The organism is Nonomuraea sp. NPDC059023, assembly GCF_042740095.1.
Lineage (GTDB): Bacteria > Actinomycetota > Actinomycetes > Streptosporangiales > Streptosporangiaceae > Nonomuraea.
The window spans coordinates 62,570-77,613 of the sequence record NZ_JBHYIO010000044.1 but is presented as its reverse complement, the minus strand read 5'-3'; the positions used below and the strand labels follow the sequence as shown (position 1 = coordinate 77,613).

At 70.6% G+C, this 15,044-nt stretch carries 14 protein-coding genes and 1 riboswitch; of the genes, 6 read left to right on the top strand and 8 right to left on the bottom strand.

Going from position 1 to position 15,044, the window contains the following annotated elements; genetic code table 11:
• Window positions 1-52 precede the first annotated feature (52 nt).
• The 5 genes from ACFWYW_RS49085 to ACFWYW_RS49065 form a co-directional block, all read right to left on the bottom strand.
• Window positions 53-835, bottom strand: a complete 783-nt coding sequence (locus ACFWYW_RS49085; RefSeq protein ID WP_379611943.1) for a type III pantothenate kinase — start codon at window positions 833-835, stop codon at window positions 53-55.
• A gap of 3 nt (window positions 836-838) precedes the next feature.
• Window positions 839-3,298: an L-aspartate oxidase gene (locus ACFWYW_RS49080; protein ID WP_379611944.1), complete on the bottom strand. Its 2,460-nt coding sequence runs from the start codon at window positions 3,296-3,298 to the stop codon at window positions 839-841.
• Window positions 3,299-3,380: 82 nt separating this feature from the next.
• Window positions 3,381-4,214 (bottom strand): pantoate--beta-alanine ligase, encoded by an 834-nt coding sequence (gene panC / locus ACFWYW_RS49075; protein ID WP_379611946.1) that lies wholly within the window; start codon window positions 4,212-4,214, stop codon window positions 3,381-3,383.
• 42 nt (window positions 4,215-4,256) lie between these two features.
• Complete coding sequence (locus ACFWYW_RS49070; protein WP_379611947.1) at window positions 4,257-5,147, bottom strand: Rossmann-like and DUF2520 domain-containing protein; 891 nt, start codon at window positions 5,145-5,147, stop codon at window positions 4,257-4,259.
• A gap of 323 nt (window positions 5,148-5,470) precedes the next feature.
• Window positions 5,471-5,686, bottom strand: coding sequence for a chaplin (locus tag ACFWYW_RS49065; RefSeq protein ID WP_379611949.1), 216 nt, complete (start codon window positions 5,684-5,686; stop codon window positions 5,471-5,473).
• 227 nt (window positions 5,687-5,913) lie between these two features.
• Here ACFWYW_RS49065 and ACFWYW_RS49060 point away from each other — a divergent pair, with 227 nt between their 5' ends.
• A complete protein-coding gene (locus tag ACFWYW_RS49060) occupies window positions 5,914-6,852 on the top strand; it encodes an SAM-dependent methyltransferase (RefSeq protein WP_379611950.1) in 939 nt (312 codons plus the stop codon).
• Between the two features lie 29 nt (window positions 6,853-6,881).
• Window positions 6,882-8,180 (top strand): FAD-binding oxidoreductase, encoded by a 1,299-nt coding sequence (locus ACFWYW_RS49055; protein ID WP_379611951.1) that lies wholly within the window; start codon window positions 6,882-6,884, stop codon window positions 8,178-8,180.
• On the opposite strand, the gene ACFWYW_RS49050 is transcribed toward ACFWYW_RS49055, so the two are convergent.
• Both ACFWYW_RS49050 and ACFWYW_RS49045 read right to left on the bottom strand, forming a co-directional pair.
• A complete protein-coding gene (locus ACFWYW_RS49050; RefSeq protein ID WP_379611952.1) occupies window positions 8,167-9,357 on the bottom strand; it encodes a cytochrome P450 in 1,191 nt (396 codons plus the stop codon). The genes ACFWYW_RS49055 and ACFWYW_RS49050 overlap by 14 nt on opposite strands.
• 9 nt (window positions 9,358-9,366) lie before the next feature.
• A complete protein-coding gene (locus ACFWYW_RS49045; RefSeq protein ID WP_379611953.1) occupies window positions 9,367-10,116 on the bottom strand; it encodes a TerC family protein in 750 nt (249 codons plus the stop codon).
• A 193-nt stretch (window positions 10,117-10,309) separates the two neighbouring features.
• A riboswitch (SAM riboswitch) is annotated at window positions 10,310-10,425 on the top strand.
• Between the two features lie 43 nt (window positions 10,426-10,468).
• Between ACFWYW_RS49045 and ACFWYW_RS49040 the strand changes: the two genes are divergently transcribed.
• Window positions 10,469-11,782, top strand: coding sequence for an aminotransferase class V-fold PLP-dependent enzyme (locus ACFWYW_RS49040; protein WP_379611955.1), 1,314 nt, complete (start codon window positions 10,469-10,471; stop codon window positions 11,780-11,782).
• A gap of 3 nt (window positions 11,783-11,785) precedes the next feature.
• Here ACFWYW_RS49040 and ACFWYW_RS49035 read toward each other — a convergent pair whose 3' ends face one another.
• Window positions 11,786-12,508 carry a DoxX family protein gene (locus ACFWYW_RS49035; RefSeq protein ID WP_379611956.1) on the bottom strand — a complete coding sequence of 241 codons (723 nt, stop codon included), beginning with the start codon at window positions 12,506-12,508 and terminating at the stop codon, window positions 11,786-11,788.
• Window positions 12,509-12,667: 159 nt separating this feature from the next.
• Here ACFWYW_RS49035 and ACFWYW_RS49030 point away from each other — a divergent pair, with 159 nt between their 5' ends.
• Genes ACFWYW_RS49030 through ACFWYW_RS49020 form a run of 3 tightly spaced genes read left to right on the top strand, consistent with a single transcriptional unit; the run spans window position 12,668 to window position 15,041 of the window.
• Window positions 12,668-13,813: an NADH-quinone oxidoreductase subunit D gene (locus tag ACFWYW_RS49030; protein ID WP_379611957.1), complete on the top strand. Its 1,146-nt coding sequence runs from the start codon at window positions 12,668-12,670 to the stop codon at window positions 13,811-13,813.
• Complete coding sequence (locus ACFWYW_RS49025) at window positions 13,810-14,916, top strand: acyltransferase (RefSeq protein WP_379611958.1); 1,107 nt, start codon at window positions 13,810-13,812, stop codon at window positions 14,914-14,916. Before ACFWYW_RS49030 ends, ACFWYW_RS49025 begins: the two co-directional genes overlap by 4 nt.
• Complete coding sequence (locus ACFWYW_RS49020; RefSeq protein ID WP_379611959.1) at window positions 14,913-15,041, top strand: hypothetical protein; 129 nt, start codon at window positions 14,913-14,915, stop codon at window positions 15,039-15,041. Before ACFWYW_RS49025 ends, ACFWYW_RS49020 begins: the two co-directional genes overlap by 4 nt.
• The last annotated feature ends 3 nt before the right edge of the window (window positions 15,042-15,044 follow it).

The following is a 15,044-nucleotide window of genomic DNA, read 5'->3' as shown; positions in this document are numbered from 1 at the left end:
GACGCCCGCAAGCCGCGAGCGGCCCCCCATTCCCGAGCGGGGGGCCACTCGCTCACGTCGTGTTGCGGTTGTAGATGAGCCGCAGGCCGATCAGGGTCAGCCAGGGCTCGTGCACGTCGATCGAGCGCGACTCCCCCACCACCAGCGCCGCGTGTCCGCCTGTGGCCACCACGGTCACCTCGTCCGGGTCGTCGGCCAGTTCCGCCACCATCCGCTCGACGATGCCGTCGACCTGGCCGGCGAAGCCGTAGATGATGCCGGCCTGGAGCGCCTCGACGGTGTTCTTGCCGATGACCGAGCGCGGCCTGATCAGTTCGACCTTGTGGAGTTGGGCGCCGGCGGCGGCGAGCGCGTCGACGGAGATCTCGATGCCGGGCGCGGTGACCGCACCCACGTACTCGCCCTTGGCCGAGACCGCGTCGAAGGACGTGGCGGTGCCGAAGTCGACGATGACGCACGGCCCGCCGTACTGGTCGATGGCGGCCAGGGCGTTCACCACCCGGTCGCTGCCGACCTCCTTGGGGTTGTCCATGCGGACCGGCACGCCGGTGCGGATGCCCGGCTCCACGATCACCGCGGTCACGTCGCCGTAGTAGCGGCGGCACATCTCCCGCATCTCGTTCAGCACGGACGGGACGGTCGAGCAGATCGCGATGCCGCTGACGTCGGCTCCCTTGAGCAGCGGTGACTGGCCGAGCAGCCCCTGGAGCACGACGGCGATCTCGTCGGCGGTGCGGCGGGCGTCGGTGGCCAGCCGCCAGTGCTCGATCACCTCTTCGCCTTCGAAGAGACCGAGCACGGTGTGCGTGTTGCCGACGTCGATCGTGAGCAGCATCAATTACCCCCGTAGATCCAGTGCGATGTCCAGGGCCGGCGCGGAATGCGTAAGCGCTCCCACCGCAAGATAGTCAACGCCAGTTTCAGCCACATCACGGGCCATTTCCAAGGTCAGTCCCCCACTGGCCTCCAACTTCGCCTGATTTTTCGTGATTTGTACGGCGAGCGCCATCTCCTCGACGGTGAAGTTGTCCAGCAGGACCACCTCAGCCCCCTCGGCCAGCACCTCCCGCAACTGCTCCAGCGTGTCGACCTCGACCTCGACCGGCAGATCCGGGTACCGCTCCCTGACCGCCCTGAACGCCGCCCCGGCTCCCCCGGCGGCGACCACGTGATTGTCCTTGATCAGCGCCGCGTCCGACAGCGACATGCGGTGGTTGACGCCGCCTCCGGCCCGCACCGCGTACTTCTCCAGCGCCCGCAACCCCGGCAACGTCTTACGGCTGTCGCGCACCCGCGCCCCTGTGCCCTCCACCGCCGCGACCCAGGCGCCGGTCCGCGTCGCGATGCCCGACAGGTGCGTGAGCAGGTTGAGCGCGGTCCGCTCGGCCGTGAGCAGGGCGCGCGTGGGCCCCTCGACCGTCATCAGCACCTCTCCCGCCGCGACCCGCTGCCCGTCCTCCACCAGCCTCGTCGTACGGCTCGCCCCCAGCCGCAGGAAGACCGCCTCCGCCACGGCCAGCCCCGCGACCACGCCGTCCTCGCGGGCCACCACGTCCCCGGCCGACCGGTGCCCGGCCGGGATCGTGGCCAGGCTGGTCACGTCACCGGCCTCCTGGAGGTCCTCGGCCAGCGCCCGGTCGATCACGTCCTGGATCTCGGGCGCGCCGGTGTCCAGCGCGAGCCCGTGCGGCGTGTAAGTCATCTGCAAGCCTTCCTCGGTCAGTCGCACGTCCAGATGTCCCAGCCAGCGCTCGTCGTCGCGCTCGCCGAAGTCCTCGCGCCAGTGCGAGCCCCTGGTCTCCTCGCGGGCCACGGCGGTGGCGGTCAGCACGGTCGCCACCGTGAGCAGGTTCGTCGTCTCCCACGCCTCGGTGCACGGCGGCACCCGCACCGGCGTCCAGCGGGCGTCGCCGAGCGCCTTCGCGGTCAGGACCAGCGACTCGCGGCTGCGCAGCACGCCCGCTCCCCTGCTCATGTGGGCCTGGATCCTGGGGCGGACGCGCGGGTCGAACAGGCCTTCCTGGGTCTCGGGGTCCGTGGGCGCCGGCCGTACCGCGGGCTGGATGTCCTGGGCGATGCGCTCGGCGAAGACGAGCCCCTCCAGCAGCGAGTTGGAGGCCAGGCGGTTGGCGCCGTGCACGCCGGTGCAGGCGACCTCGCCGCAGGCGTACAGGCCGGGGATGGAGGTGCGGCCGTGCAGGTCGGTGCGGACGCCGCCGCTGGCGTAGTGCGCGGCGGGCACGACCGGGATCAGCTCCTTGACCGGGTCGATGCCGTGCTCCAGGCAGAGCGCGCGGATCGTGGGGAAGCGGGTGCGCCACTTGTCCTCGCCGAAGTGGCGGCCGTCGAGGTAGACCTGCCCGGCCCTGCGCATGATCGCCTTGGCGACCACGTCGCGGGGGGCGAGGTCGGCGAGCTCGTGCACCTCGTCCATGAAGCGCGTGCCGCGCTCGTCCACGAGGAACGCGCCCTCGCCCCTGACCGCCTCGGAGATCAGCGGCTGCTGGCCGGTGGCGTCCTCGCCGAGCCAGAGCACGGTCGGGTGGAACTGGACGAACTCCAGGTCGCGCACCACCGCCCCGGCGCGCAGCGCCAGCGCCACACCGTCCCCGGTGGAGACCAGCGGGTTGGTGGTCGACTGGTAGACCTGCCCCATGCCGCCCGTGGCCAGCACGACGGCGCCCGCGCGTACCGCGCCGACGCCGTCGCTCGCGCCCTCGCCCATGACGTGCAGCGTCACCCCGGCGGCCCGCCCGGCGGCGTCCTTGAGCAGGTCGAGCACGAGCGCGTGCTCGATGACCTCGATCCCGCGCTCGCGCAGCGCCGCGACGAGCGCGCGCTGCACCTCGGCGCCGGTCGCGTCGCCGCCCGCGTGGACGATCCGGTCGCGCCGGTGCCCGCCCTCGCGGCCGAGCTGCAGCTCGCCGCCGTCGGTCAGGTCGAACCTGGCGCCGCGCGCGATCAGCCGCCGCAGCGCCCGCGGCCCCTCGGTCACCAGAGCGCGTACGGCCCGCCGATCGCACAGCCCGACCCCGGCGATCAGCGTGTCGTTCAGGTGCTCCTCCGGGCTGTCGCCGGGATCGAGCACCGCCGCGATCCCGCCCTGCGCGAACCGGGTCGAACCTTCCTCAAGCACATCCTTGGTGACGACGAGCACCTTGGCCTCGGGCCGTAGCTCGGCATGGCGCAACGCCACGGTCAGCCCGGCCACTCCCGAGCCCACCACGACCACGTCGGCCTCGCGGGTCCAGCCGGGCTCCGGCGCGCTGAGCCGCAGGGGGATCGCCGGTCCACTCATGGGGGTCTCCTCATCGAGGGAATTTCGTCAATATGACGATAACCCCTCCCGATGAGTGACCTATCGCCGGGGTGGCACCTTTTCAGGACAGGCGCAGGACGGCGTTGTCGATGAGCCGCGTGCCGCCGACCTTCGCGGCGACGGCGAGGACCGCCTCACCCGTGTACGTCTCGCCGACCTCGGCGAACGTGGCCGGGTCGACCAGCACGAGGTAGTCGAGGGCCAGATCGGCCCCGTCGAGCACGGCCCGCGCCGCCGCCTTGATGCGCGCCGGCCTGGACTCCACGGACTCGGCCGCGCCGGCGAACAGGGCCCGCGACAGCGCGAGGGCGGTCCGCCGCTCGTCCGGCGACAGGTAGCGGTTGCGGCTGGACATCGCCAGGCCGTCGGGCTCGCGCACCGTGGGGATGCCGGCGATCTCGATCGGCAGGTCGAGGTCGGCCACCATGCGCCGGATCATCGCCAGTTGCTGGGCGTCCTTCTGGCCGAAGACGGCCACGTCGGGCTGCACCAGGTTGAACAGCTTGAGCACGACGGTCAGCACGCCGTCGAAGTGCCCGGGGCGGACCGCGCCCTCGACGATCGTGCCCATGTGCCCCGAGGAGACGCTCACCTGCCGGTCGGGATGGTAGATCTCCTCGGCCGCCGGGGTGAAGACCACGCGCACGCCCTCCGCGCGGCAGACGTCGAGGTCGGCCTCCAGGGTGCGCGGGTAACGGGAGAAGTCCTCGGAAGGGCCGAACTGCAGGGGATTGACGAAGATGCTGACGACCACCCGGGGGGCCAGCGCCCTGGCCTCGCGGATGAGCGCCCGATGCCCCTCGTGCAGCGCCCCCATGGTCGGAACCAGGGCGACCCTGCCCTCTCCCCGAGCCTTGACCAGGTCAGCGCGATTGCGCGCGACGATCAGCTCCACGCCACAGCCTCCTATGCCACGATCAGGGCCGTCCGGTCCCTGTCAGGTCCATATGTTGCCGCCCAGCGCGTCGAGCAACCTCTCCGCCTCCTCGGGTTTGAGCAGACCCGCCGCGAGCGCGCGGTCGGCCGTGAGCCGGGCCAGGGCGATGTAGGCGTCGGCGGCCTCGGGCGCGGCCAGGATGAGGGCGTCCACGTGCTTGCGGACCGTTCCGGCGTCGCCGCGTACGACCGGCCCGGTCAGCCCCGCGATGCCCAGCCTGAGCACGTTGTCGAGCGCAGCGCCGAGCAGCGGCCCGAGCATGCGGCCGGGGTGCTCGACGCCGATGCCCTCCAGCAGTTCCGAGGACTCGGCGATCAGCGTCACCATGTGGTTGGCCGCCCCGGCGAGCGCGGCGTGGTAGAGCGCGCGGTCGGCGTCGGCGATCCAGACCGGCTCGCCGCCCATCTCGATGACCAGCGCCTCGGCGATCGGGCGCAGCGGGTCGGGCGCGGTGACGCCGTAGGAGATGCCGGTCAGCCGGTTGATGTCGTCGTCACGGCCGGTGAACGTCATCACCGGGTGGAGCGCCAGCGGGAGCGCTCCAGCCCGCGCCGCCGGGTCGAGCACGGACAGCCCGTAGGCGCCGCTGGCGTGGACGACCAGCTTGCCGCGCAGGTCGGCGCCGGTGGCGGCCAGACCGCCGACCAGGCCGGGCAACGCGTCGTCGGGCACCGTGAGAAGGATCAGCTCGCCGGCCGCGACCACGTCCTCGGGCCTGGAGGTGGCGACGCCGAGCCGCTCGGCAGCCCAGCGCTGGGAACTGTCGGAGACCCCGCTGGCGGCCACGATGCGATGGCCGGCCTGGGCCAGCGCGGCACCGAGTGCCGAGCCCACTTTGCCCGCCCCGACCACGCCGACGGCCAGCCGTGCCGGGCGATCACCTGCGTCCATGTCGTCCTGTCCCTGTCCCCTGTTGGCGCTGCCGACCAGCGTAACTGGAGCCTTGCCATGCACAGGTGACCGGGCTTTTACCGCATGTTGCGTTAACGACAAATCCGACAAGGGCATACAAAACGTGCACCCCCTGTCGGGAGAGATGAGGAGAGGGGATTTTCATCGCATGGCAGCGGGCGCCGAGCCCATAGTGGACCCGACGCCCGCAATGACGATGTGCTACCCCCTTGGGAGTGCACCATCGACCGGCCATCCGCCGACTGGCCGGCCGAAAAGGGCTCGGGCCGGGTTGCCATAACCGGTCCGAGCCCTCCGTCCGTCTACCTGGTGTGCGCGCCGCCCTTGCAGCCGGCGACCGCCTGGCCGAGCACGGCGACGGCGTTGCCACAGATGTTGATCGGAATCCGGACCGGGGCGAACACCTGGTTGCCGGAGAGCACGCCGTTGTTACCGGAGGTGACGAGGTCGGCCTGGGCTGGGGTGGCCAGGGCCAGCATGGCGAAGGCGCCGGCCGCGACGAAGGTCTTCTTGAGCATTTGGGGGGCTCCTCTCGATGACGCGACCCCGGGTGGCCGCTTCAGCTACTTACTCGGCCGACCGGCGGGACCGGACCGAGCCCGCTGGGGGGCGGGCCGGGACGATCGCCGGTGACCATGAGTAACGATAGCGCAATCTCGCCACAATAAGTAGTCATGACATCACTGTGCGTGTCGGCGCCTGGTCATGAGATAGTCCAGGAATGTGGCTCACCTGGCGTGCCGCGATGGAGCGCGCACTCTATGGCGACAGGGGTTTCTACCTGCGCGAACGCCCTTCCGGCCACTTTCGCACCTCGGTCAGCGCCGGGGCCGCGTTCGCCGACGCGGCGCTCACGCTCCTTCTCCGGGTCGACGCCGAGCTCGGCCACCCGGAGCGACTCGACTTCGTCGACGTCGGCGCCGGGGAGGGGGTCCTGGTCAGCCGCGTGCTCGCGGCCGCACCGCCCGAGCTGGCCGTACGCCTGAACGTCACCGCCGTCGACCTCTCCGCCAGGCCGTCCCAGCTGCCCGAGCGCATCGCCTGGTCGCAGACCATCCCCGGCGGCATCACCGGCCTGGCGATCGCCAACGAGTGGCTCGACAACATCCCGCTCGACGTGGCCGAGCACACCGCCGAGGGCCCCCGGCTGGTCATGGTCGACACCGAGACCGGCGAGGAGCGCCTCGGCGAGCCACCGCACCCCGCCGACGAGGAGTGGCTCGCCCGCTGGTGGCCCCTGGCGTGCGTCGGCGCCCGCGCGGAGATCGGCCGCGCCCGTGACGCCGCGTGGGCGGCGGTCATCGTACGGCTGGCCCGCGGCCTGGCGGTGGCCGTCGACTATTCACACCCTGTGGATAACCGGCCGCCCTGCGGAACGCTCACCGGATACCGCGACGGTTCGGTCGTCCCGCCCATACCAGACGGGACCTGCGACATCACCGCACACGTGGCACTCGACTCGTGTGCCGCCGCCGGTGAGCGGGCCGGCGCGATATCCACAACGTTGTCCACACAGCGCGACACCCTGCGCGCCCTCGGCATCACCGCCGCCCGCCCGCCCCTCGACCTGGCCCACACCGACCCCCGCGGGTACCTGCGCGCGCTGGCGCGCGCCTCCGAGGAGGGCGAGCTGATCGACCCGCGCGGCCTGGGCGGCTTCGGCTGGCTCCAGCAGCATGCGTGATCACTCTCCGCCATGAGACGATTACCCTCATGGATCTGCCCAGTGGTCTGCTCCGCGCGGCTCCCACCCCCTGGAACCTCGCCGTCACCCACGAACCCTCCCTCACCGTGCTGGCCACATCGCCCGAGCACGTCCGGGAGGCGGTCCGCTACGCCGCCGCGCACGATCTACGCGTCCGCGTGCAGAACACCGGCCACGGCGCGCTGCGCCCGGCCACGACCGGCGACCTGCTCATCATCACCTCCGAGCTGACCGGCGTCGAGATCGACCCGGCCGCCGGCACCGCCACGGTCGGCGCCGGCGCCACGTGGAAGGACGTCATCGCCGCCGCCCACCCCCACGGCCTGGTGCCGCTGACCGGATCCAGCACCCACGTCGGCGTCGTCGGCAACAGCCTCGGCGGCGGGCTCGGCTTCCTGTCCCGCCAGTACGGCCTGGCCTGCGACGCCATCACCGCCGCCCAGATCGTCACCGCCGACGGGAACCTGCGGTGGCTCGACGACGCCGGCGAGCCGGACCTCATGTGGGCGCTGCGCGGCGGCGGACCGAACCTCGGCGCGGTCACCGCGCTGCGGATCAAGCTCGTCCCCGAACCGCGGATCTACGGCGGCGGCCTGTACTGGCCGGTCGAGCTGACCCGGCAGGTGCTGACCGCCTACCGCGAGTGGACCGCGGACCTGCCGGCCTCGATCACCTCGGCCGCCGGGACGCTCCATCTGCCGGACGCGCCCTTCGTGCCCGAGCCGATGCGCGGCCGCTCGTACGTGCGCGTGTGCCTGTGCGCCACCGGCTCCAGCGCCGAGGACCTGGTCGCGCCGATGCGGGCGGTGCCCGGCCTGGTGGTGGACATGGCCGGGCCGCTGCCGTTCACCGAGATCGACGCGGTGACCCGGGATCCGGTCGACCCGCTGCCCTACACGATGCGGGGCGAGATGGTGACGGAGCTGTCCGACGCGGTGATCGACTACCTGGTGGAGGTGGCGCCGCGCGGGGCGGAGCCGTACGCCTTCATCCTGGTCAGGCATGTGGCCGGGCTCCCGCACGCGGACGACGCCGGGCTTGGCTACTGGCAGGGCGACTTCGCCGTCGGGGCCGTCAGCATGGTGCCGGACGAGCGGGCCGCGGCCGAGGTGGCGGCTTTCGGCGACCGGTTCTCGGCCGCGCTGGCGGGCAGCGCGACCGGGTTCGTGCCGCTCAACTTCATGGGCGTGCCGGAGCAGGCGGCGCGGGCCTTCACCCCCGAGCACCTGCGGCGGCTGGCGGAGGTCAAACAGCGGCACGACCCGGCCGGGATGTTCGGCGGCGACCGGGCGATCAGCCGGTCGTGACCTCCAGCGACTCCAGGCCGCGGATGACGTAGCCGGGCTTCCACACCGGCTCGCGGACCAGCTCCAGGTTCGGCGCCTTCTCCAGCAGGGCGCCGAAGGACTCCATGAGCTCGATCCTGGCCAGCGGCGCGCCCAGGCAGAAGTGGATGCCGGCGCCGAAGGAGATGTGCGGGTTGTCGGCGCGGCCCACGTCCAGGCGGTCGGGGTCGGCGAAGACGTCGGGATCGCGGTTGGCGGAGCCGAACAGCAGCGCCACCTCCACACCCTTCGGGATCGCCACGCCCTCCACCTCGATGTCCTCCAGAACCCAGCGCTCGAACATCTGCAGCGGCGTGTCCCAGCGCATCAGCTCCTCGATCGCCGTCGGGAGCAGGGAGCGGTCGGCGCGCAGCCGTTCCAGCTCGGCCGGGTTCCTGAACAGCGACCACCAGCCGTTGCCGGTGACGTTCACGGTGGCCTCGTGACCGGCGTTGAGCAGCAGCACGCAGGTGCCGACCAGCTCGTCCTCGGTCAGCTCCTCGATCTGGGCCAGCGCGCTGACGAGATCCTCGCCGGGCTGCCGCCTGCGCTCGCGGGCCAGGTCCTTCAGGTAGTCGGCGAACTCGGCCGCCGCGCGGACCGCCGTGTGCTGGGCCTGCGGCGACGGGTTCAGCTCGTACATGAGGCAGATGTCGGCCGACCAGGGGCGCAGCAGGTGCCGGTCGGCGTCGGGAATGCCGAGCATCTCGGCGATCACCGTCACCGGCAGCGGCTCGGCCACCTCGGCGAGCAGGTCGCCGCCGCCCTTGGCCACGAAGGCGTCCACCAGCCCGCCCGCGATCGCCCGTACGCGCGGCCGTAGCGACTCGACCATCCTCGGCGTGAACGCCTTGGAGACCAGGCGGCGCAGCCGCGTGTGGACGGGGGGCTCCACGTCGAGCATGCTCGCGTTGACCACCCGCCAGAACGGCTCCTGGAAGTCCGGCGGCGCCTCCTGCCCGAACTCCTCGTGCTCGGCGACGTGCAGGTAGGAACGGCCGAGCCGGCGATCACGCAGTAGCGCGTTGACGTCGGCGTACCGCGAGACCAGGTACTGGCCGGTCGGCTCGAAGAAGCTGACCGGCTCAGCCCGCCTCAGCTCGGCGTAGACGTCGTACGGATGGGCTACGAAATCCGGATTCCACGGGTCAAAGCGCACCGCTTCATCCTACGAGCTGCCGTCCTTGGCGTTCTCCTGCTCGGACCGCTTGGCCTGCCTGCTGCGCATCCTGATGTTGAGCAGTTCGACGATGACCGAGAAGGCCATCGCGAAGTAGATGTAGCCCTTGGAGATGTGCTGGCCGAAGCCCTCCGCGAGAAGCACCACGCCGATCAGCACCAGGAAGGACAGGGCCAGCATCTTGATGCTCGGGTGCTTGTCCACGAAGCGGCTGATCGGGCCGGAGGCGAACAGCATGACCAGCACCGACACAATCACCGCCGCGACCATGACACCCAACTCGTTCACCATGCCGACCGCGGTGATGACCGAGTCGAGCGAGAAGACGATGTCCAGGATCATGATCTGGATGATCACCGAGGCGAACGAGGCGGCCTTGCGCGGCTTGCCGTTGTCGCCCTTCAGCTCCATGCTGTGGCCGATCTCGGTGACGCTCTTGGCCAGCAGGAACAGGCCGCCGAGGATGAGAATCAGGTCACGGCCGGATATGTCATGGCCGAAGACGGCGAACAAGGGCTCGGTCAGCCTGACCACCCAGGACAGGGCGAGCAGCAGGAGCAGTCGGCTGATGAGCGCGGCGGCCAGTCCGAGCACCCGGGCCCGGTCGCGCTGGTGCTCAGGGAGTTTCCCGGCGAGGATCGAGATGAAGATGATGTTGTCGATTCCCAGGACGATCTCCAGGGCGACCAGGGTGAAGAACCCGATCCAGATCTCCGGGTTGCTTACCCAGTCCCACATCTCCGCACCTCCGTTGTCGGGAACTATCTCCCGGTACCAACGACCTAACCCCCGCAGAAGTTCACGATCCCCCTTAGTAGTTCGGATATGTCGCTGGCCTGGGATGATCCACCCCAGAGAGGTGGTCAACGACGGGTCGCAGCGTTAAGGGGTTGCTATTTATGGCCGGGTGTCGCTTATAGTGCTGCGTGTAGGTCATGAGTGCCAGCGACAAGCCCCGGCTAGCTGGCCGGCAACCCTCGCGTCCGCGGCGGGGTGCCCCGGGTGAGGACCTGGTCCGTCACGAGGTGTGGCGGGCAAGCGCGGGCTCCGTGGCGATTCCAGGGGTCCCGACGACCCCAGGAGACTTGCCGTGTCCACGCTGACCATCTTCAGCTCCGTCCCCGCCCAGACCCAGTCGCAGCAGCCCCAGCACGGCGAGGCCCGTGCCGTCCCGGCCGTGCTCGGCGCCGACCTGGAGGTCCCGGTCAAGGGCGGCAAGCTGGTCGGTTACGCCAACCTCGACTACGCCGCCAGCGCCCCCTGTCTGGAGCCGGTCAGCGCCGCCGTCACCGCCGCGCTCCCGGCCTACTCCAGCGTGCACCGCGGCGCCGGCTACGCCTCCCAGCTCACCACCGCCCGCTACGAGCAGGCCCGCCACACCGTCCGCGCCTTCGCCGGCGCCCGCCCCGACGACGCGGTCATCTTCACCCGCAACACCACCGACGCCACGAACCTGCTGGCCGGCGTCCTGCCCGCGGGCACCACCACCGTGGTCTTCGACAGCGAGCACCACGCCTCGCTGCTCCCCTGGAACAAGACGGTACGGCTGGCGCCGCCCGCCTTCCCCGGCGAAGCCGTCCGCCAGGCCGACGAGGCCCTCGCCGCCATCTCCGGCCCCAAGCTGCTCGTCGTCACCGCCGCCTCCAACGTCACCGGCGAGCTGTGGCCCATCGCCGCCCTCGCGCACATCGCCCACCGGCACGGCGCCCGCATCCTGGTCGACGCCGCCCAGCTCGTCCCGCACCGCCAGCTCAACCTGACCGCCCTGGACCTGGACTACGTCGTCTTCTCCGGCCACAAGCTGTACGCGCCCTTCGGCGCCGGTGTGCTGATCGGGCGCCGTGACTGGCTGGCGAGCGGCGAGCCGTACCTCAAGGGTGGCGGCGCGGTGAAGTCGGTCGGCGCGGACGAGGAGTCCACCGAGTGGCATGACGACCCCGAGCCCCGGCACGAGGCCGGCACCCCGAACGTGATCGGCGCGATCGCGCTGGCGGCGGCGTGCGACGCGCTGAGCGCGACCGGCTGGGCGCCGCTGGTCATCGAGGAGGAGCGGCTGATCGCGCGGCTGCGCGACGGCCTGGCCTCGATCGAGGGCGTGCGGGAGCTGTCGCTGTGGGGTCCCGACCACCCGCGGGTGGGCATCGTCTCCTTCATCGTGGACGGCTACAGCGCGCGCGAGGTCGCCGAGGCGCTGTCCGGCGAGTACGGGATCGGCGTGCGCGACGGCAAGTTCTGCGCGCACCCGTTCGTGCGGCATCTGCTGGGCACCGCCGACGGCGGTTGTGAGGACGGGACGGCTTCCGCGGTGCGCGCCTCGATCGGCATCGGCACCACCGACGAGCACATCGACCGGCTCATCACCGCACTGCGGGACCTCTCTGCCGTCAACCTCGCCGCCCGTTAGGCGTCACTCGGGCGGGTTCTTCCTCGGCTGGTCGTCGGACATCAGCGCGTCGAGCGCCTTCATGTCGTCGTCGCTCAGGGCCGCGCCGCTGCTCGTGGCGGGTGGCGGAGTGGGCTGGCGCGGCACGTCGGCGCGCGACTCCGTCCCGTTGCCGGGCGCCTGCGTCTGGGTGGGCGGGTTCGGCTGGGTGGGTGGCTGCGTCCCGTTGCCGGGCTGTTCCGGCTCGGTGCGCGGTTCCCGCACGGTGCGGACGTTCGTGGGCATGGTCGTGGTCGTCGCGCCGCTCCCGGTCGACTCCGGCAGCGTCTGGTCGGCCGCGCGCCTGCTCAGGATCGTGCGGGCGATGCTGTCGACGCTGATCCGGCCTGCCCCGGCGGCCAGCAGGAGCAGGCAGGCCGCGCCCAGCGCGCCGACGAGTTCCCAGCCCATGTCGGTGACGAAGATGCCGTTCTTACCGTGGACGAAGATGATCGCGCCCAGGCTGACGCACAGCAGGGCCAGCGCGGCCAGGCGGGTCAGCAGTCCGATGATCAGGAAGCTGCCGCCCACGAGCTCGGCCACGGTCGTGAAACCGGCCGCGAGCTCGGGTTGGGGCACGCCGGACTGGGTGAACATCTGTGACGTCGGTCCCAGTCCGTTCTGCCATTTCTGCCACCCGTGGGCCACGAAGATCACGCCGATGGTCACTCGCGAGATCAGGGCAGCTAGGTCGAAAGCTAGCTTCATGGTGGTTTCTCCCCCCGTTGTGGTAATTGTCCCCCACCACTCTGACCTGCGACTCCTCCCCATACCGTCTCTTGAACGGCCCGTTACGCCTGGGCGCGCCGTACAGAATGAAAGGACCGCACAGTAGATCGCGCGCGAGGCCGATGGGAGCATGGGGAAATGACCGAGCGCATCATCGGGATCGGCGCAGGGGCGAAGGAACTGGCCACAGAGGACATGGTCCTCAACATCGGCCCCCAGCACCCCTCCACCCACGGCGTGCTCAGGCTGCGGCTCACGCTCGACGGCGAGCGGATCTCCAGCGCCGAGCCCATCATCGGCTACATGCACCGGGGCGCGGAGAAACTGTTCGAGGTCCGCGACTACCGGCAGATCATCATGCTGGCCAACCGGCACGACTGGCTGTCCGGGTTCGCCAACGAGCTCGGCGTGGTGCTGGCCGCCGAGCGCATGCTGGGCATGGAGGTCCCGGTCAGGGCGGTCTGGGCGCGTACGCTGCTGGCCGAGCTCAACCGGGTGCTCAACCACCTGATGTTCCTCGGCTCCTACCCGCTGGAGCTGGGCGCGATCACGCCGCTCTTCTACGCCTTCGAGGAGCGCGAGCGCATCCAGGCCGTCATGGAGGAGATCTCCGGCGGGCGCATGCACTACATGTTCAACCGCGTCGGCGGGCTCAAGGAAGAACTGCCGCTCGGCTGGCTGGACCGCGTGGCCGAGACCGTCGCGATGACCCGCCGCAAGGTCCCCGACATCGAGGGCCTCATCCTGCACAACGACATCTTCCTCGCGCGCACCAAGGGCGTCGGCGTCCTCGACCGCGACACGATCATGCAGTACGGCGTGAGCGGCCCCATAGCCCGAGCCGCCGGTGTCGACATCGACCTGCGCCGCGACCAGCCGTACCTGGCCTACCCCGAGCTGCCGGTCAAGGTCGTCACGCGGACCGCGGGCGACTCCTACGCCCGCTTCGAGGTCCTGCTTGACCAGGTGAAGGTCTCCCTCGATCTGGCCGAGGCCTGCGTCGACAAGCTGCGCTCCCTGCCGCCGGGCCCGATCAACCAGCGCCTGCCCAAGGTGCTGAAGGTGCCCGAGGGACACACCTACGCCTGGACCGAGAACCCGCTCGGCATCAACGGCTACTACCTGGTCTCCAAGGGGGACAAGACGCCGTGGCGGATGAAGCTGCGCTCCGCCTCCTTCAGCAACATCCAGGTGCTGCGCGAGATCCTGCCGGGGCACCTGGTGGCCGACATGGTGGCGATCTTGGGATCCATGTTCTTCGTCGTGGGTGACATCGACAAGTGAAACGCGATAAATACGTCGACTGGCTACGTGCTCTGAGCCTGATCGTCGTCGTGGTGTGGCACTGGGCGTTCACGATCCTGCAATGGACGCCGGACGGGCCCTCGCCGACCAGCCCGCTCGGCTTCACCACCGGGCTGTGGATCCTCACCTGGTTGCTGCAGGTGCTGCCGCTGTTCTTCTACGTCGGGGGGCACGTCCACCTGCTGTCCTGGAACCGGGCGTGCGAGCGCGGCGTCGGCATCGGCGCCTTCGTCTGGCGGCGGCTGCGGGCGCTCGCGCTGCCCGCGCTCGGGCTGTCGGCGGCGTGGATCGCCATCGGAACCGTCGCCACCACGGTGTTCGACGCCCCGCCCTGGACGTGGCGGGTCGTGCTGCTGGTCCTGAGCCCGCTGTGGTTCATCGGGGTCTACCTGACGCTGATCGCGCTGCTGCCGGTCGCGCTGTGGCTGCACCGGCGATACGACGTGCTCGCCCTCATCTGGCTGGGCGGCGCGGCGCTGGTCGTCGACGTACTCCGGTTCCGCTACCACCTGGAGTGGGCCGGCTGGTTCAACATGATCATCGTGTGGGGGCTGGCGCACCAGGCCGGCTTCTTCTACGACCGCGTGGTCGCGCTGCCCCGCCGCTACGACATCGGCGTGCTCTGGACCGGCCTGTTCATGCTGATCGGGCTGGTGTACTCGGGCATCTACCCGGGGTCCATGGTCGGCGTACCCGGTGAGAAGTGGTCCAACATGGCGCCGCCGACCTTCGTCATCGTCGCCCTGCTCATCTTCCAGATCGGCCTGGTCGAGGTGCTGCGCCCGGCCATGGAGCGGGTGCTGGAGAAGCCCGGATGGAAGCGGGTCAACGACACCATCAACCGGTTCGCGCTGCCGCTGTTCCTGTTCCACACGACCGGGATGGCGATCGCGCTGGGGCTCGGGTGGTGGTTGTTCGGCACACTCGGCGGCACCATCCCCCCGGACTTCACGTGGTGGCTGGAACGCCCCCTGGCCATCCTCGGGCCCCTGATCTGCACCCTTCCGGTCATCTACCTGTTCGGCCGCAAACGCCGCACCGTCCAGCAAACGCCGGACCAACACCGTAGCCTGGAGGAATGACGACCATCGACTTCCCCGCCACGGCCGAGGACGAGCGCATCATCAAGGCGGCCATGGGCGAGGGCGAAACCGCCGAGGACGTCATCCGGCGAGCCCTTCACCTGCTCGACCGCTCGCAGGCATGACCA